This is a genomic window from Aquipluma nitroreducens, assembly GCF_009689585.1.
Classification (GTDB): Bacteria; Bacteroidota; Bacteroidia; order Bacteroidales; family Prolixibacteraceae; genus Aquipluma; species Aquipluma nitroreducens.
In genome coordinates this window covers 3108999-3133590 of the sequence record NZ_AP018694.1, presented here as the reverse complement: position 1 = coordinate 3133590, position 24592 = coordinate 3108999, and the positions used below count along the sequence as shown (strand labels likewise).

19 protein-coding genes are annotated in these 24592 nt (G+C 38.8%); 8 read left to right on the top strand and 11 right to left on the bottom strand.

Going from position 1 to position 24592, the window contains the following annotated elements; genetic code table 11:
- Positions 1-4 precede the first annotated feature (4 nt).
- The 8 genes from AQPE_RS13140 to AQPE_RS13105 form a co-directional block, all read right to left on the bottom strand.
- Positions 5-598, bottom strand: coding sequence for a DUF4369 domain-containing protein (locus AQPE_RS13140; protein ID WP_318346958.1), 594 nt, complete (start codon positions 596-598; stop codon positions 5-7).
- A 106-nt stretch (positions 599-704) separates the two neighbouring features.
- Positions 705-1538 (bottom strand): hypothetical protein, encoded by an 834-nt coding sequence (locus AQPE_RS13135; RefSeq protein ID WP_318346957.1) that lies wholly within the window; start codon positions 1536-1538, stop codon positions 705-707.
- 33 nt (positions 1539-1571) lie between these two features.
- Positions 1572-3281 carry a RagB/SusD family nutrient uptake outer membrane protein gene (locus AQPE_RS13130; RefSeq protein WP_318346956.1) on the bottom strand — a complete coding sequence of 570 codons (1710 nt, stop codon included), beginning with the start codon at positions 3279-3281 and terminating at the stop codon, positions 1572-1574.
- 12 nt (positions 3282-3293) lie between these two features.
- Positions 3294-6752, bottom strand: a complete 3459-nt coding sequence (locus tag AQPE_RS13125; protein ID WP_318346955.1) for a TonB-dependent receptor — start codon at positions 6750-6752, stop codon at positions 3294-3296.
- 143 nt (positions 6753-6895) lie between these two features.
- Complete coding sequence (locus AQPE_RS13120) at positions 6896-7894, bottom strand: FecR family protein (RefSeq protein WP_318346954.1); 999 nt, start codon at positions 7892-7894, stop codon at positions 6896-6898.
- Positions 7895-8002: 108 nt separating this feature from the next.
- Positions 8003-10102, bottom strand: coding sequence for a glycoside hydrolase family 3 protein (locus AQPE_RS13115; protein WP_318346953.1), 2100 nt, complete (start codon positions 10100-10102; stop codon positions 8003-8005).
- 168 nt (positions 10103-10270) lie between these two features.
- A complete protein-coding gene (locus AQPE_RS13110; protein WP_318346952.1) occupies positions 10271-10867 on the bottom strand; it encodes an RNA polymerase sigma-70 factor in 597 nt (198 codons plus the stop codon).
- 100 nt (positions 10868-10967) lie between these two features.
- Complete coding sequence (locus AQPE_RS13105; RefSeq protein ID WP_318346951.1) at positions 10968-13223, bottom strand: LamG domain-containing protein; 2256 nt, start codon at positions 13221-13223, stop codon at positions 10968-10970.
- A gap of 226 nt (positions 13224-13449) precedes the next feature.
- Here AQPE_RS13105 and AQPE_RS13100 point away from each other — a divergent pair, with 226 nt between their 5' ends.
- On the top strand, positions 13450-14550 hold the full coding sequence (locus tag AQPE_RS13100; protein WP_318346950.1) for a DUF3810 domain-containing protein: 1101 nt from the start codon (positions 13450-13452) through the stop codon (positions 14548-14550).
- A 313-nt stretch (positions 14551-14863) separates the two neighbouring features.
- On the opposite strand, the gene AQPE_RS13095 is transcribed toward AQPE_RS13100, so the two are convergent.
- From AQPE_RS13095 to AQPE_RS13085, 3 genes are read right to left on the bottom strand one after another with little or no spacing between them, the layout of a single operon-like run.
- Positions 14864-15811 carry a HipA domain-containing protein gene (locus AQPE_RS13095; RefSeq protein ID WP_318346949.1) on the bottom strand — a complete coding sequence of 316 codons (948 nt, stop codon included), beginning with the start codon at positions 15809-15811 and terminating at the stop codon, positions 14864-14866.
- A complete protein-coding gene (locus AQPE_RS13090) occupies positions 15801-16136 on the bottom strand; it encodes a HipA N-terminal domain-containing protein (RefSeq protein ID WP_318346948.1) in 336 nt (111 codons plus the stop codon). The genes AQPE_RS13095 and AQPE_RS13090 overlap by 11 nt, the downstream gene beginning before the upstream one ends.
- On the bottom strand, positions 16133-16342 hold the full coding sequence (locus AQPE_RS13085) for a helix-turn-helix domain-containing protein (RefSeq protein ID WP_318346947.1): 210 nt from the start codon (positions 16340-16342) through the stop codon (positions 16133-16135). Before AQPE_RS13085 ends, AQPE_RS13090 begins: the two co-directional genes overlap by 4 nt.
- A gap of 849 nt (positions 16343-17191) precedes the next feature.
- Here AQPE_RS13085 and AQPE_RS13080 point away from each other — a divergent pair.
- From AQPE_RS13080 to AQPE_RS13050, 7 genes are all read left to right on the top strand, one after another.
- Positions 17192-17665, top strand: a complete 474-nt coding sequence (locus AQPE_RS13080) for a site-specific DNA-methyltransferase (protein ID WP_318346946.1) — start codon at positions 17192-17194, stop codon at positions 17663-17665.
- A gap of 471 nt (positions 17666-18136) precedes the next feature.
- The gene (locus AQPE_RS13075) at positions 18137-18703 is read left to right on the top strand and encodes a tyrosine-type recombinase/integrase (protein WP_318346945.1); all 567 of its coding nucleotides are present in this window, start codon (positions 18137-18139) and stop codon (positions 18701-18703) included.
- A gap of 43 nt (positions 18704-18746) precedes the next feature.
- Positions 18747-18989, top strand: coding sequence for a hypothetical protein (locus AQPE_RS13070; protein ID WP_318346944.1), 243 nt, complete (start codon positions 18747-18749; stop codon positions 18987-18989).
- 162 nt (positions 18990-19151) lie between these two features.
- Positions 19152-20678: an IS21 family transposase gene (gene istA, locus AQPE_RS13065; RefSeq protein ID WP_318346943.1), complete on the top strand. Its 1527-nt coding sequence runs from the start codon at positions 19152-19154 to the stop codon at positions 20676-20678.
- A gap of 18 nt (positions 20679-20696) precedes the next feature.
- The gene (gene istB, locus AQPE_RS13060) at positions 20697-21434 is read left to right on the top strand and encodes an IS21-like element helper ATPase IstB (RefSeq protein WP_318346942.1); all 738 of its coding nucleotides are present in this window, start codon (positions 20697-20699) and stop codon (positions 21432-21434) included.
- 613 nt (positions 21435-22047) lie between these two features.
- Positions 22048-23061, top strand: coding sequence for a phage integrase SAM-like domain-containing protein (locus AQPE_RS13055; RefSeq protein ID WP_318346941.1), 1014 nt, complete (start codon positions 22048-22050; stop codon positions 23059-23061).
- A gap of 78 nt (positions 23062-23139) precedes the next feature.
- Positions 23140-24453, top strand: a complete 1314-nt coding sequence (locus AQPE_RS13050; protein WP_318346940.1) for an ATP-binding protein — start codon at positions 23140-23142, stop codon at positions 24451-24453.
- Positions 24454-24592: the final 139 nt, after the last annotated feature.

Below are 24592 nucleotides of genomic sequence, written 5' to 3'. Positions count from 1 at the left end.
CAGGTCATTTTACATTCAGTTTCTGCTTTTGCTCTTCGGAGAAAGAGCTACCCATCATTTTTTGAACAAACTGACCAACAGCATTTTCTTTGTTATTCAATACAAAATTGAAGTGAAAGTTTGTAGCATTAATCTTTAGCAAATCTGCCCGCTGTTTTAAATCTTGTTTCACACTATCGCTGGCATTCCGATACTGTTTTATCAAGTCAGCGTCGACAAGATCGAACTTCATTTTTTGTTCCTTCCAATACTGAAGAGAGTCGTTGAGTGCTGTGCCTTGAACAGAGCTGCTTTTATCCAATTTCACGTTCATTTTGCCAGCCTCGCGAACCACTAAAAGCTCTTCAAGGTTATATCTCAATACCGGCTTCGCCCGAATAACATACATCTCCGGAATTTTTGCAAATCCCTCAAATTGAAAAGATCCGTCCTTTATGAATGTTGAATCTACTCTTTCCTTTGAAGCATTCTCCATCGGTACCAGATAAATGAGTTCACCATCGTAGGTTTTGCCGGGCAGTTGACCAACAATGGTATAATTATTTCGGGATTGGCAGGAAATAAGAAACAAGAACAAAACAAAAACAGAATTTTTCATAAAATCAGAATAACCTTACATAAAAAATCAGCCAAAATTTCTATATGCAAAAAGAGGACGAGCCATGAGCTCGCCCTCTCTGAATATATTTAGCCGCAAATACTAATTAATCAGCTTTTCTAAACAGCCAAAACCAAGCCTCTCCCCAACCACCAGTTCCTGGTGCATGATAAGAAAGTGTCATTTTATCATTATCCAACGAGAGAATGTCGTATGAATTCACATTCTTTTTCCCTTCATTGATTGAGATACCACAAAGCACTGTAACGTTTGATGTAGTTAACACACCTTGTGCCCAGGTTGCTCCATTTCCATCGGCTGTTGTTTTCGACATATCAAAATCAAACTTACCTTTACTGGCGGCAGTGCCATTGGTGTAGTTTTTGGTTAAAGAAGCACCAGTGGTAGAAAAAACCATTGAAGCGCCTTCGCCTTCGCCAGCAGCCTGGCCATCGAGCTCACCGATTTTAAGCGCCCACCAACCTGGTGAATTATTGCCCAAATATCCTCCGTTACCAAAACAGGAACTGGCAGTTTCGTCCCAAACCCATGTCTTCTGACCCGATCCGCAAAGGTATCCCCATTGCGGCGCAACAGGATAAGTAAGTTCGTCAACAGTTACCTGAAGATCTTTGGTTATTTTACTTCCGTCAGGATTTAATCCCGTAAATGCAATTGTAGCATTTCCAGGAACAACCATCAGTATCGTGTCACATTGCTTCTGAGAAATTTTTAAACCATAATCCCATGATGACAATACAGGGCTATTATTGGTTAGCACGATTTTGTTCGATTTCTTGCCATTAACAACAATCGGTGTGGCTGTTACATCCAATTGATCGGCGCTAATTGCGCCTCCAATTGAATCACGATTTTCAATAGGGTCACATGCTACCAAAACAATGACCAACATGTACAAAGCATATATTATATTTTTCATATTCGCTTAGTTAAAAGTCTTTAATCAATTATATTATTTCCAACCGGTATACTCCGCACCAGTAGTTCCCCAGCCATCGTTCTGAACCAAGACACCCTGCGAAAGAGCAATTTGAGCTTCAGGAATCGGAAAAAATCCTTTCGTCGCATTGTAGCGAGCCTTGTAACCTCCACCAAACGATTTGGTCACATCGGCAGTGGCCTTGTAGTAGCAGGCAACCCCAATTTGTTTATCGAGTAAATCGGCAGCAAGACCCCAACGGCGAATATCATTCCATCGAGTACCTTCAAAAGCAAGCTCCCAACGACGTTCATTCTGAATGTTTGCCAATGAGTAAGGCTTATCTGTCAAGCCAGCACGTTCACGAACCTTATTCATATAGGTATTGGTTTGTGTTAATTCAGAGTGCATCAGGTAAACATCGGCCAAACGAATAATAACCTGATCCATTGTATTGTCGAGCTGGAAGTTTTCAGGAGTATTATACATCAATACACTGTATGAAGATGCATAACCGCCTTCAGTATTTTTTGCAGATACCGGACTAAATTTCTTTTGCCAGTAATCAGTTTCCTGAACAAAGTCAGCCCATCCACCCTTGGTATAATTTGGTAGTTCCTGAGGAATATCAATAATTGAAGCTGAACGGCGAATATCTGTTGGTTCTGCAGCTTTCCAGTCATTCCAAAGTGTTGGATTCACCGGACCCATTCCCCAGCCTTGACCAAATGGGAATGTTTTAGCTAAATCCTGACCACCACGGATTCCGAAGTAAAGAGCATTCTGATTAGCATAACCAATAGTTGTGCTCCAGCTTGGAAAGTTTGAGAATTTAACCGAGAACATGGTTTCAGGATTTACCGCGCCATCGTCTTCAACCCATTTCAACCCTTTACCTTTTGTATAGTCATAATCTTCAACAGTATATTTATTGGTATACGACCAAAGATTGCGATAATCGCCCACGAGAGTGTGGCCACTATTCTCAATACAATCTTCAAGCCATGCAACTACCTGATCTTTAGATACAGATCCACCACCAACAAGAGGAAGTGCATCTTTTGTATAAAATCCGGTATAGAATAAATATACGCGAGCCATAAGCGCCTCTGCAGCCCATTTGGTTGCGTGTCCGGCTTCAACCGAAGTATAAGGTTTCGATGGCATCATCTCAATAGCTGTTTTCAGGTCGGTAGCAATCTGGGCATAAAGCTCTTCGGGAGTAGCTTTAGGCAAGTTTACCGGATCAGTAGCAACCACCAAAGGCACCTGACCAAAAAGAGTTGCCATTTCGGAGTAGAAAAAGGCACGCATGAAATAAGCTTCGCCTTTTATCTGATTTTTTTGATCATCGCTTTCGAAACCAGAACAATTGTCAAGAGTTTCAATAGCCATGTTCGCACGGAAAATGCCTTTATAGCGGGTGTTCCAGAAATCCTGAAGCATGCTTGACCCATAATTGAGCATAAGATCTAAGGCCTGCACCATTTTATCATTTTCTCCACCTCCACCAAAACGGTCGTCGGAAACAAGCTCTGACACGAAATAAGATGAACTCGCAGGACTTGCAACAGCATAGTTAAGATTGGAGTAAATTCCAGTAATCATTTGCTGTGCATCGGTTAAAGTCTGAGGATAATTTGAAGTATCCTTTTTTGTGAGATTACTTGTATCCAAAAAATCTTCACAACTCATAAATAGCAGCGAAGTTGCGGCTATACATATATATATTAAATTCTTCATAGCGGAAAAAAATTAAAATTTGAGATTAACACCCATCAAAAATGTCCGTGGACTTGGATAGAATCCTAAATCAACTCCAGATACCCAGCTTTGACCGCCGCCATATCCAATTTCAGGATCCTGACCAGAATAATTGGTGAATGTGTAAACATTCTGCGCTGTTACATATAAACGAGCCTGTGAAAATGGTAATTTGGTGAACAATTTTTTGAAATCGTAGCCAACACTTACATTTTGAATTTTTACATAGTCGCCATTTTCAATATAGATATCAGAAATTTCCTGCCAGTTTGTATTGCTTCCGCTTGTCAAACGAGGCAATTTATTGGAAGTTCCTTCTCCATGCCAGCGGGCAAATATATCGGTTGTATAATTTTGAACATATGAGTCGGCAAACGAACGGTACGATTTTGCAATTTGTTGTCCAAAGGCTCCTGAAGCAGCCACATTCAAATCGAACCCTTTATAATCAACATTAAAACCGAAACCGATAGTAAAGTCGGGATGAGGATCACCAATTTCAACTTTATCTTTGTTATCAATTTTTCCATCACTGTTGGTATCAACAAAGATTAAATCTCCGGGCTGAGGTTTTGATTGCAAAAATGTTTTTGTAGCAGCAATTTCTTCCAGATTCTGGAATACTCCGGCAGTTTTGTATCCCCAGAAATAACCAATAGGAAATCCTACCTGTGCACGATACATTTCAGAAGTACCCTGGCTCAAAACATTTGCATCACCATGGATAATCCCTTCACTATTCGCAATACGGGTAACTTCGTTCTTATTATGGGCAATGTTGAAGTTTACTCCATAGTTTACTTTACCAACATGATCTTTCCAGTTAGCGCCAAGTTCAAAACCCTTATTCACAACATCACCACCATTAATGTATGGAGCTTTTGTTCCATACGATCCCAATATTGGTGCGTCAACAAGCCAGTCGATGGTTTTTTTGTTATACCAGTCGAAAGCCAAACCCAAACGCGACTGTATGAAACGGGCATCAAACCCTAAATCAACTGTTTCAGAAGTCTCCCATTTAATGTCTTTGTTTGGGAGAATTTCGGCATAACCACCTGTTGACTGAGTAGTTTTGGTATTACCAAATGAATAGGCTCCTGTTAAATCGAAAGCCACTGTTGCAAGGTATTGGAAATTATCAATCGCGGCGTTACCGTTTTGACCCCAGCTACCACGTAGTTTGAAGAAATCTAACCAGCTCTTGGTGTTTTGCATAAACGACTCATTTGTCATAACCCAACCTGCCGAAACTGATGGGAAATAACCCCAACGATTTCCACGGGCGAAGTTTGAAGAACCATCGGCACGCATCACAACGGTAGCCATATAGGTTTCTTTGTAGTTGTAGCTTAAACGACCAAAGAACGACTCAACGCCTCCTGATCCCCAAGGTTTACCGCTGATTGTTGTTGTTCCGGCAGTCAAGCCTTTGGTATTATCGAGCCATGCATGTTCAAAATCAGTAAAAAGTGAGTAGCCATTGGTAACATTCATATCTTCACCCATTCCCCATTTTTCGAGAGACTGACCAATAATGGCATTAAACGAATGCTCGTTAAACATTTTTGAATAGGAAATTGTGTTCTCAAATGTCCAGCTATAGCCTGAACCCATTGACTGGTTAACCTTATCGATGGTATTCATGCTTGAAGTTGAAAGTTCGTACATTGGAGTATATTGACGATAGCTACTTGCGCTGTTCTTATACCCAAATGTACTTTTCAATGTTAAATCTTTAATGGGCTGAATTTCAAGAGAAGCATTTGCGTTTAAATTGTAGTTTTTCGACAAATTCTGACCCCGATTATAGACCATGTTTGCAATAGGGTTTGCAATGTCTGGATTAAAAAGATCAAGCCCCGTTAAAGCCTTGTCTTTTTTATCGAAATAAGTTCCATCGGTACCGTAAACTGGCATCAAAGGACTACCAACCATCATATTGTGAATGTCGTTCCAATAGATATTGCCAATACCAATACCTTGTTTTTCGCCGTAGCCAAAATTCAGGTTTTCAGAAAATTTTACTACATCACGGCCTGAACTGCCTTTCAAAATAACATGTTCCGAATTCAATCGAGCCGTATAACGTTTATTGTCTGGCTCAACCGGACTACCATAAATACCTTGTTGATCGCTGTAAGAAAAACCCAATGAGAATTTCGAGGTTTCACTACCACCCAACATGTTGATGGCGTGGTTCTGTGTTGCTGCATTTTTATTACGGATTTCTTTTAGCCAATTTGTTCCGTTCCACTCACCACTCTGAATTTTTGAATATAAAGAAGGAAGCACGCCTTGCCAATCGAAAGAAGCCAAACCTTCGTTAAAATTGATTTCATCCAAAATAGTCATGTATTCTTTTGCATTCAAAAGCGGCGCTTCCTTGTATGGATTCTGTACGCCGTAATACCCGTCGTAGGTAACCTGCATTTTTCCTGACTTACCTTGTTTGGTAGTAACCAAAATAACACCGTTAGCGGCGCGTGCACCATAAATTGCAGCCGAAGCAGCATCTTTCAGTACGTCAACCGACTCAATATCTGCAGGGTTTAACGAGTTAATATCGCCTCCAGCAATCCCGTCGATAACATACAATGGATTGGAATTACCAATAGTACCCAAACCACGAACAGTAACTTTATAACCTTCGCCAGGCATACCTGATGATTGAGTAATACTAACCCCAGGAGTTTGACTCTGCAAAGCGCCCAAAGCGCTCACAGTACTCATCTTTTGCAGATTTTCGCCGGTTACCTGAATCGTTGATCCGGTATTTAATTTCTTTTTCTGAACGCCATAACCAATAGCAATAACCTCTTCAATACCAACTGTTTCTTCTTCAAGAACTACATTAATGGTGGTTTTACCAGCCACTGCTATATCCTGAGACTTCATACCAACAAAAGAGAACTGCAATGTTGCGTTTACAGGCACATTACCAATGTTATATGCACCGTCGATGTCGGTGATAGTTCCATTTGTAGTTCCTTTTACTACGACAGAAACGCCAGGTAATGTACCACCCGACCCATCAGTTACTTTACCAGTAACCTTAGTGGTTTGCTGAGAATAAGCACTGCTTTCATTTTCTGTGAAAAGGAGAATCTGCCTGTTTACAACTTTGTAACCTGTTGATGTGCCCTCGAATAATTTTTGAAGCGCCTGATCAATGTTCAGCGAATTAATTTCAAGATTTACACGCCGTTCAACATCAACCTGATGATTGTCGTACATAAAAAAGAAATCGCTCTGATTTTCGATCTCGTTTAAAACTTCCTTCACCTGACTATTTTGAACTTTCAGATTAAGTTTGGTCTTTTGTGCGTAGCTGCTCGAAAAAGCACTTAAAACACTAAAAACCATTAAGAATAGCGTAAGTCGCATAATTAAAAGAATTTTTTGTGCAAGCGGGTTCCCCCGCCACATGTGCATTGATTTTTTTTTCATAATTTTGAATGATTTAGTTTTTTGAATTTTCTATGCAGTACTTTTTCTCAGGAAGCTTTTTGCATGGAAAATTCGGTTCAACAATAAAACTAATTTAGAAACAGGGAGCCTCGAACGCTTCCTGTTTTTTGTGTCGAATTAACTCATAGCTTTTTATATTTGATCATTACTTTTTCTCCTTCTATCTGATATTCAATGGGTGTGATGACCGAAATAAGGGCAAGAACTTCGCGTAAACTTTCGGTTTTAACTTTGAATGTATAGTTGTGACTGTAATACAGGGTATGATCTAACTGTATTTTCACCCCATACCATTTCTCCAAATAATGAATTACTTCTTCAAAAGGCTGGTTATCGAAAATCAGCATGTTATTTAGCCATGCGGTAAGCGCTTCCATATTAACGGCCTTCTGCACGTGATAAATTCCTTGATTATAAACCAATTGCTGACCAGGAATCAATTCGGATACAGGCTTATCGTCTAAATTGAAAACCTGAACTTTACCTGAAACTAATGTAATATCCGCAGTATTTTGGGAGGCATCTTCATTCACATTAAATCGGGTTCCAAAAACGCGCACCTGAAATTTCGATCCCTGAACGATAAATGGGTGATCCGGATCTTTTACCACATCAAAGAAACACTCGCCTTTCATATTGACTTTGCGGTTCCTTGCAGAATAATCAGATGCATACTGCAATTCAGAGCCCGAATTGAGCCAAACATGTGTACTATCAGGAAGAACAATTTGAGTTTTATTTCCTTCCGGAGCAATAATGCGGGTATAAGATACTTTTTTAGATGAATTCAAAAAACCATCACCAAGACCTAATCCAGCCAAAAAAACCAATGCCAAAACAGCTGCGGCTGCCGAGATCCGAAAAGAAATGGTACGAAACAGGCTTTGTTTAGGACGAGAATTAACCTTCTGCATCAATTTCTGCCAATTGACTGATAAATCGGGCTGATAAAATTCGGTACTGCTTTTCGAAACCGACCAAACATTCATTATTTCAGTCAAAATTACTGGATGCTCTGGAGACAAATCCAGCCACTTTTGAATTTGTCGAATTTGATCCTCATCAGCTTCGTCTTTCAAACGAGCGGAGATCGCATCCCAGGGTATATGGTCTTGTTGCATAGTCATAGTCTTACGTGTATAAGTCTCCTAAAAAGAAAAAATCCCTCAATCGAAATTGAAGGATTTTTAAACTTTTTTAACACCTTATTGTAGATTACACAAATACAGCTACTTATAACTCAAACCCTGATTGTAATTAAAAAGAGCATAGCCCTTTCCTTCCAGATAACCGGGTACGTCTTCCTTTTGATTGGTGACAGCTTCATCAGAAATGGGTGTAGAAAAAGGCATTTTACCGGATGGGTTAAACTTTCCGGTTACTACATCCAAAAGTGCATCTTGGGTAGTTCCAAATGTTGCCAAAACAGCTTTAAAGTTGCCTTTGGTCTGGTTATTGTAAATCTCGTCGATCACCCATGGATTGGTGTAATTCACAACTAGGATGGTTGGTTTTTTAACCGTTAGCTTGTTCACATAATCCACATCCACAGAACATTTTGACAATGAAATGGAGACAGGTGCTCCGGTGGAAGCAAATAACGAATTTCCGGTAGGTACAAGCCATAAAAGCACAACATCGGCTTCTTCAGGAGTATTCACAAATGTTACCGGATATTTATTGCCATTTTCAGTATAAACGATTCCAGGATCCGACAACTTGTCTTTAGTACCTTTCGAATATGTCTCAAAATAGATTTTGGTTTTTGCCTGAACTGGTAATGTCTTGGTGTCGTTTTCCAACAAAACAATTGATTTACGAAGTGCTAAATCAGCTCGTTCTTTGAACTTTGCATTGTTGACAATTTTTTCGGCTGCATTTTCATCAACATATGGATTTTCAAACAAGCCCATTTCAAATTTTTCATTTAACAGCCGAATTACTGAGTTGTCAATGTAACTCATATCAACCATTCCATTGCTAATTATTTCAAGCAACATAGCTGGATCCGATTCTCCTGAAAATAGATTTACGCCCGCTTCAATCGCTTTTTTATAGCGTTCCTGTTTAGTGAGATTTTCGACTCCCCAAGGCATACCAGTAAGTGGACCGGTATCGGAATTAATGATGCCCTTGAAACCCATTTCATTCCGGAGCAAGTCGGTAATAGCTCCCTTATTGAAGGCAAAACCGACCTCTTCATATTTGGTGCCTGAAGGAAGCGAATAATAAGGCATCATCGATGAAGTACCAGCTTTTATCGCAGCACGGAAAGGGATCAGATTATTTTCAAACATGCCGCCGGGATAGATTTCTTTTTTACCCCACTCAAAATGAGAATCCTGCCCATCTTCTCCGGAACCACCACCCGGAAAGTGTTTGGTTGTTAAAGCAACAGAACTGGCGCTTAATTTTTCTCCCTGAAAACCATAGATTACTTCAGTAATCATTTTAGCGACCCATTCAGCATCTTCCCCAAATGTTCCGTTTACGCGCGACCATCTCGGCTCTGTGGCTAAATCGGCCATATACATATAACCTTTTCGTAGTCCCACTGCCAGCCATTCCTGACGGGCGATATCAGCAAATTCCCTGGTTAATTTCAGGTCGCGCATGGCAGATAAACCCAACTCGCCAGGCCATGCAGAAAAGATTGATGCACCAGCACTGGTACCAAGCGATGCATTAACAGTAATATTGTTACGCGGATTTGATGCAACTATTGCGGGAATACCCAATGGTTGACTTTCACACAACGCCTGCAATTTATTGGCCCATTCAGCTGTATTTTTTGGACTCTCGTTCATTCGATAAATAAAATGACGATTGTTATACTCCTTCACAAATTTGGTTACGCCTCCCCCGCCGCTCATATTAGCAAGAACACCGGCAACGCCAGTTGCACCAGTTGTTGTTTGTGTTCTACCAGCTCCACTATTGGCCGGCGCTTCGCCAAAACCACCACGGGTCTGGCCTCCTGTTTCATTAAAATCGCTGGCAACCAAACCTTCAGCTTCAGCCTTTTTAGCTCCGATCATAGAGACCGTATTGATGAGCATAAAGCCTGCTTTTTCTTCAACTGACATTTTTGAGAGAAGATCAGCGCTCCTTTCTTCAGCAGAAAGCCTCCAATCTTCGTATTTATCTAACTTGCCATTTTTGTTGAGATCCTTAAATTCGAGATTATCTACTTTCAGGATGCTAACACTACGATGTCCTAAAACTGGCTGAACAAGTTTTTGAGCAAATAGGCCAGTTGCCACTGTTACCATTAAGAAACTCAAAAAAGTTAACCGAAGAACATTGATTCGAGGATTGATAATTTCCATGATTGATTCAGAATTTAGGTTTTGAATGGTTCTGAGAATAAGTCGTGTTTAATAAATTAAAAGTAATTATTTAACTGACATCTTATTCAATGGTCTGCAAACCCGTCCAAAGCATAGAACTTATTGTTTTGCAATGGGTTGATAAGTACAATATTTAGATTTTGGAAGTCAGTCGATAAAAAGCTGAACCAGCAAAAGCATAAAAATTTGCTGATAATAAGGATTCAGCGATTCACGAAGTTTGCGCAAAGCAATTCCCACATGGTTCTCAACTGTTTTCGGAGTAATTCCCAATTGCTCGGCAATCTCTTTGTGCGACAAGTTCTCTTCCCATGCCAATTGGTAAATCTGCTTACTTTTTTCCGGAAGTTTATTGATTGCAGTATTAATAATTTCGCGTAGCTCGTTGTTCTCCATCAGTTGTTGCGAGCTTGAATCGTCCAGAAAAACAGATTGTCCGGGATCGATTGAGGTAAACATCTTTTTCTGTTCTTTCCGGTACAAACTTATGGCTCGGTTTTTAGCCGAAGAAAAAAGAAATGATTTAAAGTTCGCTTTGATTTGAAGGGTTTGTCTTTTTTCCCAAATGAAGGTGAAAATTTCGAGCGCTATTTCTTCCGAAAGCTCTTTTGAATGTAAGTAAATCAGGAGGAAATTACACAAATCGGTGAAGTGGTGGTCGAACAAAAAACGATAAGCCGCGGCGTTTCCATCCGACATTTGCAGCAAGGCCTCCGCATCGTTCTTAAAATTTTGCTTCAACATATCTCTTCCTTTAAATCACAAGTCCACCCAACGGTTGGCAAATATAGCAATTTGGTACTTAATACAATATCCCTGCCACAAACCGCTATTAAACCACCAATCACCCAAAATAATTATGATCGGTGTCCACCAAAGATTTAAAATCTCCGGGATACTTTTCCTGGTATAAATCAAGATAGAGCTTCCCAAAATTGTCGAATACCGAACGAGCCAAACTCAGTTTACCTTGTCGGGTCAGAATGCTGATTTTCTTGCGCAGCGCCGATTCATTCAGCAGATCGTTGATGCTGATGACCTCGGCAACTTCCAAAAGCAACGCATCGTATTTATCATCGGCCAGCAAGCGAAACAGATTTAGCCCATATTCAATAATCCGGTTACTCATGCGATCAATGTACGGATCGATCCACAATTCGCTCATATTTGGCAACAGAGTACCTTTTTTCAGGATCGACAAAAGATCGGGAAGCTGACCAGCGAGCTTTTCAACATCATTTGAATCAGGCTCATTAAGCCTTGCCTCAACAAAAGCGTAATCAATAAAATAGTCGTCAGCAAATTCGAGCACCCAAAGTTTATCCTGAAAAACGAGTTTAATTCCGGTACAAGACGACAATAATGTTTTTAGGTTCTGAATGTTGGTTCCGCGGATATTCTTGGCATTTTGCGGATTCATTCCCGGCCACAAACAATCTGACAAATCTTTTGAACCAATCCCAGTCCGGCCTCCAACACTATTCAAAAGGATTAGCGCAAAAAGTTGTTTTATTTTGGGAGAAAATTTTTTACTCAAATCTTTTCCATCAGCATCGATCACTTTCAGTCCTCCAAAACAGCAAATTTGTTCAGAATTTTCAGGTGCAATGCTTGCAGGAAGTGCCACCTTAGCCGGGATCAATTCCATTTCCAGCGTTTTATCCATATCAGTTCGATCCGTGTGAATAAACCGGCGTCTCAGGTAAAAACCTAAAATTCCCAGAAGAAGGATCAATCCCAATAACCAACTTGAAGAAAAGGCTCCCGTTGTCGAATTTCCGGACAAATATTCATTATTGATTTCCTCTTCATTCAGTTCCCGGTCCCAAATTTTAATCTCGCTCATGTAACCCACAAAATACTCCTCCCAGAGGTTACTGCCAATGAGCATGGTGTAATCCGAATCGACATACGGTGTCAGCAAACGGATCTTCTCTGTCAGTTTACCGTTTAGATAAAAACTGATGAAGTTATCAGAGCCAGTATGCACCAGACTGATGAACGACCATTGATTAAGTGGTATTGCCGTTTTTGTCGAATAGTAATCTTTCACTCCCTGCACGGTAAAAGTAAGTAACCCACCGTGTATTTTCAGAACGAAATCCTTCCCTTTTCCCAGAATACAACTGTTTGCTCCCAACTCTGTTGGTTTTATCCAACCCGTTATGCTGAAGTTCGATTTTAACGCTGTCCTGCTTTTTAAACCACCGTCAATATAGGCCTTTCCTGAAAAAAATGCGCAGTTACCACGGGTTTTGTCCCTAACGAAACCGATATTATATGGAATTATCTCGTCATTGTTCAGTCGCTTTAAATTTCGAATCCTTTTCGAAAAACTGTATTGATCAGTCAACCCAAAATTGGGATCAAGATGAACAGCATTGAAAACTTTCAGGTTTCGGAGATTTTCAGGAGACGGCAACACAATGTCAGGCGAAAACTGGTAACCGGCCTTATAGGGCGAAAGTGGCAAACTTCCCGACAGACTGATTGGAAAACTGAAATAGCCATTCGTCTCCCTCTTCGGAAGGTCTTTCCAGGAAACACCTGCCAATAGCTGATTTCCATTGCGCACAACTCCAAAGATTTTCGGATGGCCGTTTAGCTCGCGGATAATGTCAGCAAATTTGAGTATTGAAAAGGGTTTGGCCTGAATAAAATTAGGCATCTTGCCGGTTTGCTCCCATAATCCGGTAAAAAAAACAATCGAAGGAATCGAATCAGAATCAACCTCCATCCAAAGAAATTCCTTACAGCTAAGTTTCTTTTTAATTGTTTCGATGTCCGTGCTCGCGCTCATTTTATCGACATCATTCTCAGGCAATACAAATATTTCAGGGTAATTGTTATTTAAAATTGGGGCTTTACCTTCCGGAATGATAACTACCGGCCATTCATCTTTTGGAATCCGGGCAATCATTCCTCGCAGCTTTTCAGTTATCTCTCCTGAAGTCAGGAATGCCATTGGAATTTTCTCCAACAATAACGAATCAAATTGCTGTTGACTTAGTTCTTCGGGATTAATGAGCAGATGCGAGCGAAGTCGCAGTGTTTGCCAGATGCTATCCTGATGCTCGCGGCTTCCAGCCAACAAATACAAAGGAAAAACATTCAGCAGAATGATTAAGATGATTCTATATGATAGTATTCTTAGTCGCAAGCGTTTAATTCATAACAGATTAGCACGAACTGACAGTGAGTAACACTTCTTTCGAACCTAAAGAAATTCACTCAAACTTCATCGATTTTTGAAGCACCCAAATTAGGCAAAATTATGGATTAATCAGATAAATACTGATCTTCGCAATTCAATAGAATCACACGATATGGCAATAGGTAAATTCAGGCAAATATTCTTTGGAAGGGCGGCTCTCCCGATCTGGCTCGCATTAATCACTTTCGGGTTGACTGAATTATTTTCGCGCCATCCAAAGGTTACCGAAGTCTTCTACTCCCAAACTTTCTATCCAGGAATTGCTTTTCTGTTGTCGTTTGTAAGCAAATGGGTTTCATTCTCGATGGACGATACGTTTTATGTGATTTTGGCTATTTTTCTATTGACAATTTCCCTATTGACGATTTTCAGAAAAATCAGGTTCAGAAAATTTCTGTTGTTATTTCTGCAAACACTTTCTATCTGCTATGTGCTTTTTTACTGGTTTTGGGGGTTTAATTATTACCGTTCCGGAATTAATGATCGGCTTCAGATTGGTAAATCGAAACCCGACACAGTACAATTTGTCCGTGTTCTGGAAAATTTGATTGCACAAACCAACGAATCGTATTGCACATTCGACGACATTACAAAATCGGAGATTTCAAGACTGGTGGAATCATCATACAAAGAAAATTCATCTTTCCTGAAGCTGAATTATCCTCAGGGTTCGCGCATTCCAAAATCAATAAGCCTAAGTTCCTTTTTCGCGAAAGCTGGTATTGCCGGTTATTACGGACCATTTTTCAGCGAGGTACACTTGAACGATAACTTGCTGATGATTGAATATCCACAGGTGCTTGCTCACGAATCTGCTCATCAGTTTGGAATTACCAGCGAAGCAGAGGCCAATTTTTATGGTTGGCTGGTTTGTGTCAAAAGCGACTCAAAATATCTTCGTTACAGCGCCAACCTAAATATGATCAACTATTTCCTTTCGCAGGCCAGACGCCTGCACAACTTTGCTGATCTGATACATCAAATCGACAAGCCTGTAATTGACGACATCCGAAAAGTACAAAAGCACTGGGAAAGCATGCGAAACGAACAAATCGACAAAGCTGCCGGAAAAGTGAACGATGTTTACCTGAAAACCAACAAAATTGAAAAGGGAATTGAAGACTATTTTGGAGTAGTTCAGTTTGTTATGGACTTTGAAACCGACCCGGAGGCTCAGAAAAGAGTTGGTAATCTCAATTCGCATACGGAATAACCTACCAGCTAGACATTGCCTTCAATTGATTATCTGTGGTTTACGCTCAAAAAAAATCAGACGAGCACTCCAGAAAATAAAAAAGACCTTACATTGCTGTAAAGTCTTAATTTTCAATGTGGAGATATCAGAATCGAACCAATGACCTTTTGACTGCGAGGGAGAATGTCATATTGATATAAATTTGATTATCAGATATTTGAAAATCATCAACGATGCAAAAATGGCTTTTTTTAGCATTTTTGAGCACAAAAAGGGCACTCCAGTATTTGAGATTAATGTTGCCAACATTGACAATTTTGATGCAGGCTGATTACTCAACGAGATTTAATTGAGCATATCTGTTATTTACAATCTTTTTGTAGGCCGCTTTTAGTTCGTCAGAAAGAAAAGATTGGTCAACCCATTTCATGGCTTTATGCTTGTTGTTTATCATCCGCTTAAATACCCGTTGTATCTGTTTGTCTGTTAATCCGAGCCCTTTAGCTAATTTTTCAAAATGCTCTTTCTTTAATTTTTTCTTCTTGCCATTGAGCGTCAGGGCAAGTTCTTCGGTATCATCGGGATTAACAATTGTCACATTCAACAAATCGTAAGCAGGGGCTAAAACCCAGCCCAAAGTGCTTTCAATCATTGAGAAATTTTTTAGGTGCATATCGTTATTCCCGGTTAGAAAACTAAACACCGAAAGTTCGAAAAAGAAAAGCTTATCAAGTAGGGTATTATTTGAATACGAGTGAAGAGCTTTTCCCACTTTCTCCATTGAGCTGATATACTTGTCAAAAGCTTCAGTAATCTGAAACATATCAATCATGTGGACTTTTGTTCCACTTGCGGTGCGGTCAATTCTTTTGGTGATATACGATAATTCGCCCGATGCCAGGCGGATTAGACTCGACGGCACAACCCTGATTCCATAAACTTCGGCAATCCGCATAGTCACGTGTTCATTTTCAGGCATTCCTGGATATTTACTGGACGGCGGTTTCAGAATATATTGACCACCAAGCGCACCTACCACAGTTAATCGTGTGTCTAAATTTTCCCTTGTGTCTTTCACTACCGACATTGATAATTTGGGCTGTACACCGGGAACAGCGACGCTACGTTCAACGACGTCTTTAGCCAGTTCATCCATTTGGTCTATCGAATAGGGTATAAGTGGTGGCGTAGCTGTCCCAAAAAAATCTGTGCAGCATTTTGCATGAAAATCGCCTTCCCCTTCAATTAATTGATAACAATACAGGCACTTATTGCTCATTTTCTTCTTGAATTTGTTCAACACTTACTGCTCCAATACAGTTCTTGCAACATGCCAGCAACAGTCCCATGCGGTCATTTTGATTTATTTTCCAATTTTTAGAGGCAATATCCAGTAGCCAACCTTCGGGAATCAAACCATCAAAAAAAGGGAATAATCGCTTTTCTGTATAGGGTTTGTTTGTAACAGGCATGGTAAACGTAATGAACTCTTTGGGATGTTCTGTTACAAAGGTTTCGTCGTAGCGAAATACAAATTCCCCATCATCAGTTTCCGTGATAATCCCTGCAAAATGTTCTTTATAATAAACCTTGCCTTTTCTCATTTTTCAATTTCTTTGCTATCTACAGGAATCAACTCGTGGCCGAACATACTCAAAACCAGATTAACCTTGTCGAGATTCAAATTTGTCTTACCCTGTTCTATTTTACGGATAACCGTAAGTGCAACTCCGGCTCTGTCGGCAAATTCCTCCTGTGTCAGATTTACCTCTTTTCTGCATTCCTTTACAAATTCTGCCAATCTCTTCATTGTATGCTTTTAGATATAATTAAGTTCAAATATAGTAAATTATATGCTATTAAATATAGCAAGACTAATTTAAATGAAATTATATGCTTTAAAATATAGACAATTTATCTTTTACAATATCTTCTTTCATAGGTAAAAAATATCTGTTAACTATATACTATTCTTATTACCCATACCAATTTTCAAAAATCTATACAATCAAAATCTAGGGAGGGAGGAAATAAGCACCTTTCTTTGATGGAATTGATTATTGTTATCGTGACCTTCAGTTATTCTTCTACAAAACCTAGATTAAACACCTTTATTTGTCCTTACATTTACGAAATTCTCCAAATATTGTAAAAATTATGAATTATGAAGAAAACAAATGAAAATGGTGATTGTATTGAAATAAAAGAGCCATTTATTTATTTGGTTTATTACAAATGACAAACTCAACCTGACAATAGTGTAAGTTCTAATTTGTGCAATAAAAAAGGTGGCGCCGATATAGATTCTAAATGTCCAAGAAAAAGAAATGAGTTGTCAGATTTAAGAAGAGAAAAATTAAAAATAAACCAATTAAACAGTATACAAAATCAAATAGAAATACACTCAAAAAATCAGAAGGGCACTCCAGATGGGCACTCCAGAAAACAAAAAAGACCTCACATCGCTGTAAAGTCTTGATTTTCAAAGTGGAGAATATCGGAATCGAACCGATGACCTTTTGACTGCCAGGGATAAAGGCATATTTTTATTTTATTGATTATGTGAGTGATATAAAATCACGAAAACGCAAAGTATAGCATTTAAAAGCATTCTTAAGCACTAAAAGGGCACTCCAGTATTCTTCGTTAAATTTTGTCGATGTTGACAATATATCATGAGTATATCTTTCACTTTGTCAAAAATTCAAATTACTATTACGATGTTTCTTGGTTGGAAAATGTAACTGATTCCGATAACAGAATTTCATTTGGCACTGGGGGCAAAATTAAAAATATCATTTCCTCTATGGATTTCCGAGAAAATATTCTTAGAACAAATGGGAATAATATGGAATCCTTGAGAAAAGCTTGTAAGGATGCAGGGTTTAATTTGACGCACACTTCTGGATTTCCTTTGACTGTTCCGCTTATTGCAATTTTGACTACGTCCAAAGAAAATGATACGGTTCTTGACATATATAACGGAACTGGTACAAGTTTAGAAGCTGCAATCTTAGCAAAAAGGAAGGCAGTAGGTTATGAGATAAAACCAGAATATATTATGGGTTCTGAGGTCAGGCTAAAACCTTACTTGTCAAAAGAATCGGATGAAGATTCCAAATTGGTTGCTTAGTTATATTATTGCGACATAAGAAAAGTGGTGAGGTAATTTTACTTCGCCACTTTTTTATAGCTCGACAAACTCTATGGAGTATTTAATTGGGTTACAACCATAAAATGGAAGAATTCATACTTAATCTGGCAACTTTCATTTTACGGGTTCTAATATTGAATTACACATTGAGTAAATATTTTTGGTTCAATCCCAAGGCAAAAAGCAATGGAAGAGTATGAGAGAAAAAATAGGTGTCCGATTGAATCAGAACCTTTCAATTGAAAGTGTAAGTCCAAATACAGTTTTTTTTCATTTTAAACAATATTCAATAAGTACAATATTGTAGATATTTTCTCTTCCCTGCTCATAATCAAGCACTTCCTTGTTTATTTAAAAATTCACTGAAGAAATAAGGGTTATTATCCTTAAGATCAGGATGTTAATGAAGATAAATTCCTTACGTTAGCCCCTGATCTTAAATTTCTTCCTATGAATAAAACAAGTGATTATCTAGAGTATGATGTAGTCTTGAACAAAGGTCTGAAACTATTAAACGACAAAAAAATGTGTGTAATCGGATTTTATATCATTTTAAGTATTAACTGCGGACTTCGTGTTTCTGATATTCTGAAACTGAAGCATCTGGATCTATCCGGTAATAAGCTTTTTCTCAAAGAGAAGAAAACTAAGAAAGCCCGGGAGATTAGTTTGAATAAGGTGGTAAAGAGTTCTTATGAAACTATGTTGGCAACCTTGAGTTTTAAAAATGTCAATGTTGACGAAAAATACATTTTCATCTCGCAGAAAGGGACAACATACCGAACTCAATCAATTAATGTGATTCTGAAATCTCTATTCAACACGAAACGGTTACAGATTTCATCTCACTCTCTGAGAAAAGCATTTGCCCGAAAGGTGTATGAGAACATGAATGAAAGCGAAAATGCGCTTGTGTTGCTATCAGACATTTTTAATCACTCCAATATCGCAATTACACGCAGATACCTGGGAATCCGCCAGGAGACCATCGACAACGTATATCTAACCCTGGAATAAGCTATTCGTAAGCCGAAAATTTAAAAACCCTAAATCTGACAATTTGGAAAACAATGGACTCGATAGAATTTATTTACATGATCTTCTTCCAAAGATCAACAAGAAAGACATCCGCAGTGCCGTCAGGTGGTGTGAAGAAAATGATGTTAATGTTTTTTTAGATATATCCGGGAAATTCATCATTCGCTCTGAGTTTGAGTTCGCTTACAATCGACCCATTATTGAACGGTACAAAATAAGATATGGTGGAAAAAACGGTGAAATTGACCACCTGATTCCAGTTTAAATTGACCACCATTTCCGGGGCAAACTGACCACCAGATTCCGGAGCAAATTGACCACTGTTTCCGGAGCAAACTGACCACCTAAAATCAGCTACTTTTTTTCATGTCGTTACCCATACTTTCGTTCAAAAAAAGAGCGGATTATGGCAAATAAATTAACGGACATGAGTAAGATTAGAAAAGCGATTAAGTTGCATTGCAGCGGGAAAAGCAAGCTGTTTATAAGCCAATATTTATCCTTATCAAGGAATACAGTAAAGAAGTATATTTCCCTTTTTGAAGTTCAGGGGTTGACCATTGAAGAGATCAATCAAAAGACTGACCTTGAGTTGGAAACGTTGTTTTCACACCCTCCTGAAGAGTCTATTAGCCCGCGATTACAAAAGCTATATGAGTTTTTCCCTCATATGGAACGGGAGCTCAAACGGGTTGGCGTCACGGGCCAGTGTATGTGGGAAGAGTACATTAAAAAATACCCCGGGGGTTATCAAAGCTCCCAGTTCCGGGAGCATTACAAACTGTGGAGCCAGAAGGTAAATCCGGTGATGCACATGAACCACAAGGCAGGCGACAAGATGTTTGTTGATTATGCAGGCAAAAAGCTATCTGTGGTTGAAAAAGATACAGGAGAGGTAAGTGAAGTAGAATTTTTTGTTGCTGTTTTAGGGGCAAGCCAATATACCTATGCCGAAGCCACGGCCAGCCAAAAGAAGGAAGATTTTGTTGTATCGGTAGAAAATGCCATGCGTTTTTTTGAAGGCGTTCCGGCAGCAATTGTTCCGGACAATCTAAAGTCAGCGGTGATAAAAAGCAGCCGTTTTGAGCCCACCATCAACGAAACACTGGCAGATCTGGCAGAACATTACGAAACCACTATTCTACCAGCCAGAGCTTATAAACCACGGGACAAATCGTTAGTTGAAGGTGCTGTTAAAATACTATACCGCAGGATTTATGCTGCACTGAAGGACGAAACGTTTTTCTCCCTTGCGGAACTGAACGATCGCATCGGCGACCTGTTGGATGCACACAACAACAAAAAGCTCACCGGTCGTCCATACACACGTTTTGAGCTATACAATGACATCGAGAAGGGCAAACTGTCGCCACTGCCCATCCAACGCTTTGAGATCAAGTATCAGGCACAGGCAACGGTCATGCAAAATGGTCATGTGCAGCTTAGTTGCGACAAACATTTTTATAGCGTGCCGTACCAATACATCCGCAAAAAGGTGAAGGTGATGTACACCAGAACAACGGTCGAGATTTACTTTAAATACAATCGGTTGGCTACCCATCCCCGGGACTACGCACTTTACAGCTACACAACCACACCCGAACATTTAGCGAGCACCCATCAATTTGTAACCGATTGGACTGCCCCCCGGTTTATCAATTGGGCAAACAGTATTGACCCGGTTGCCGGGGAATATATCTTTAAGATCATTGAAAGCCGAAACCATCCTGAGCAGGCGTTTAAAAGTTGCATGGGGATACTTTCGTTTGAGAAAAAGGTTGGCAAACAAAGACTTATCAATGCCTGCAAACGTGCTCTTGACTTTGGAACCTACAGTTTTAAAGCCATACAAAACATCCTTGAAAACAACCTGGATATGATTAAGGATGAGACAACAGAAGATCCGGAATTGCCCGAACACAACAACATACGAGGGAAGAACTATTACAAATAAATTTAAAATCAAATCATTATGAATGAATCAACGTTGACAAAAATGAGACAAATGAAGCTTTCCGGAATGCATGGTGCATTTAAAACTGCAGTCGAAACCGGGAAAACAGACCATTACACCATCGATCAGTTTGTGTCCATGATTATTGATGCAGAATGGGACGAACGTCACAACCGAAAAATAGAGAGACTAATTAGAAATGCCAAGTTCCATTACAAATCAAACATCGAAAGCATCACTTTCGATCAATCACGAAACCTGGAACGCAACCTTATTTTACGACTTGGAGAGTGTGAGTTCGTAGAGAAGAACGAGAACGTTTTAATCACAGGAAGTACCGGCGTGGGTAAAAGTTATTTGGCAACGGCACTGGGTTATCAGGCATGTATCCAGGGCTACCGGGTAAATTACTTCAATACATCGAAGTTGTTTTCCAGGTTAAAAATGGCAAAAGCCGATGGCTCATACTTGAAGGAGCTAGCGAAAATCGAAAGGCAGGATGTTATTATACTCGATGATTTTGGACTCCAGGCACTCGATAGTCAAAACAGGATAACGCTATTGGAAATCATTGAAGACCGACACAATAAGGGTTCCATTATCGTTACTTCACAAATACCGGTTCAGGGATGGTATGATATTATTGGAGAAAAAACCATTGCTGATGCAGTATTGGACAGGCTGATTCATCAAGCTCACCGCATCGAATTACACGGAGAATCAATGAGAAAGAAAAAAAGTATCAACAAGGAATAATTTTTACAATTTTGAATATGAATTACGGCATGAAAAAAAGGTAGTTTTCAGAGGGCTCTTTTATGTGGTCAATTTAAATCGGCAACACATGGTCAATTTGAATCGGCACAGGGTGGTCAGTTTGACCGGAATTTACAGATATGGAGACGATTGGTTAAAAGTTTATACACTTTGCAAAGAAAACAACCTGCATTTGCTTGAATCGTCAGATAGTTCAGCGAAGTCAAAGATTACTTACCAACCAACTAGCCAGGAAGCTCAGAATTTTTTAAAGAATTGCGCTTAAATGAGAAAGAACCTGCCATATCAAAAAATAAATGGGCTTTTTGTGTTTTGCCGGAAATGCAGAAGCGATGTCAACGGAAATTCAAAATCAGCGAATGGCTGCACTCATCCATTAGAAAGCCAAGCTTATAAAGCTGTTATTCGGATTCCAAACTCAGGATATGACCGCAAAACAAAAATTCTTAATGCAAGAAATTTTGAGGATGCATTGCTGGAATTTGCTGATTTTAAAAAGCAAGTCAAAAGCCCGCTGCGTAAGTCGTTGACTAAAGCAAAACCAGTAAAGACTAATTTGCTGGTTGAACTGATGTCAAAATACATTGATTACATGAATGATGAGAAAGTTCCCCATCATTTGAAAAAGTATCTTGCCAAATCGCATATCAATACAACAACAACTTTTTTACAAGATTTTGTCAAGTTCCTAAAAAATAATGTGTTCAATGTCAGGGCTATAGAACTAAAGTCAATTACCGATTCAGTTGTAGGAAAGTACTGCGAATTTTTAGAAAGTAAAGATTATAGCAACTATACCTACAATGCGAAAATCAAAGCATTAAGAACGTTCTATAACTACCTGATTGAAAAAGAAGATTATCCTATTAAGAATGTGTGGAAGAAGGTTAAGCTTAAATCTGAAAAGGGAACGGATGAAAGTATTTCAGCAAAAGATTTTTACGATTTGCTTGAGGTAATAAATGATACAGATTCTTGTGAAAAGATTGGGAAAACCCAGCGCAATATGTATAAGCCGTGGATAAAAAATTTGATCAGATTAAAAGCTTATACCGGCAGGCGCAATGCTGAGCTTTTTGCGATGCGTTGGAATATGATTCATTTTGAAGGTGGAAAACCTGTTTTTATCCAAAGTCCTAACATCAAGATCAACAGACAGCAAAACAACTTTGATGAAAAGGATTTCCAATTTGCTTTTGTTCCTGTTGGTGAAGAGTTATCAGAGCTTCTGTATGAATTAGGTCTGGAAAACAATGTCGGTTCAACTGACTACATATTTGAACCTGATATTTTGAACAACCGCAAATACCTTGAAGATTTCGCCAGCAAAAGCTTTACATTCTTTTTTAAAAGACTGAAAAGAGATTATACCAGACAATTGAAGCATTTTCGAAAAACCTACATTACCCAGGAAGACCTTTTCGTAAATGGTAGGATTTCAATGCAGCATAGCAATTACCAAACTACATCTAAACATTACATTGATCGCAAACAAATTGCTAAAGAAATGGTAAAGCAAGGTTTCAGGGTATTTCCTAAGCAAGGTATTGATTCTGAATTAATGAAAATGGAAAGATTTGAAGAACAATTTGCTGGTGATAACTAATGCCAAAATATTGTATATTTGCATTAACGCAATAGTCATTACAGTAATGCGTATTGCAATAAATAACAAATAAGCTTTATGAAATTCTATAACAGAGAGAAAGAGTTGGGACTTTTGAGTTCAATCAAAGAGCGATCAGCAACAGACGCTCAAATGACTGTCGTTGTCGGTCGTCGTCGTATCGGTAAGACTAGTCTGTTAAAGAAAGCCTTTGAAAATGAAGAGACTGCCCTGTATCTATTTGTTACCAAAAAAAATGAAATTCTTATTTGTGAAGAATTCAAAGAAGAAATTGAACGTAAACTGCAGGTGAAAACTTATGGCTTGATTGCCCACTTTAAAGATTTATTCCAATACCTGATGGAATTATCTGAAACCAGAAATTTCACGCTTATAATAGATGAATTTCAGGAATTTTATTCTGTTAATCCTTCTGTTTACAGCGAGATGCAGAATATCTGGGATAGTTATAAAGACAAGAGTAAAATAAATCTGATCTTTTGTGGATCAATTTATTCTTTGATGAAGAATATCTTTGAAAATTCCAAAGAACCTCTCTTTGCCAGAGCGACCGAAAGAATTTACCTAAAACCATTCAATGTAAATACCCTTAAAGAAATACTTGCGGATAACTACTCAAAGTTTAAAGCTGAAGATTTATTGGCATTTTATACATTTACTGGTGGAGTCGCAAAATATGTGGAATTATTAGTCAACAAGAAGGCTTTTACATTGTCAAAGATACTGGATGAAATATTCAGAGAAAACTCCCTTTTTATTGATGAAGGAAGAAATGTATTGATTGAAGAATTTGGGAAGGATTATGCCACTTATTTTTCAATACTATCATTGATCGCATCATCAAAAACGTCCCGTTCAGAAATTGAATCTATTCTGGAAGTTAGCGTGGGCGGATATTTGGAAAGAATGGAGATTGATTTCAATTTGATCAAAAAGGTACGTCCTATGTTTTCCAAGCCTGGGGGACGAAATATAAAATATGCCATTGTGGACAATTTTCTCAATTTCTGGTTTCGCTTTATCTACAAATATCAAAGTGCGGTTGAGATTGGAAATTTTGAATACCTCAGAACCCTTGTAGAACGGGATTATCCGACATACACAGGGAAGATATTGGAAAGATATTTTACAGAGAAGTTTGCGACTCAACATCTATACTCAGCCATTGGAACCTATTGGGAGAAAGGGAATCAAAATGAAATTGACATTATCGCAATTAATGATTTTGAAAAGACCGTTTTAGTTGCAGAAGTCAAACGCAAGAAAGAAAATATCAGCATTCCTTTATTGGAGGAAAAAGGAAAGAATATACAAAGTCAGTTGAAAGGATATACATTTGAATTTCAGGGCTTATCTATGGATGATATGTAATCTCAAATTGATCCAGATCGAAAATTTGGGTGCATTGAAGCTTTAAATCGACTGGAATAACTTATAAACAATTATTTGGGAATTACGAGTGCCATTAAACAATAGTAAGCATTCGCTGAAGTGCGTCAACTAATTTTGC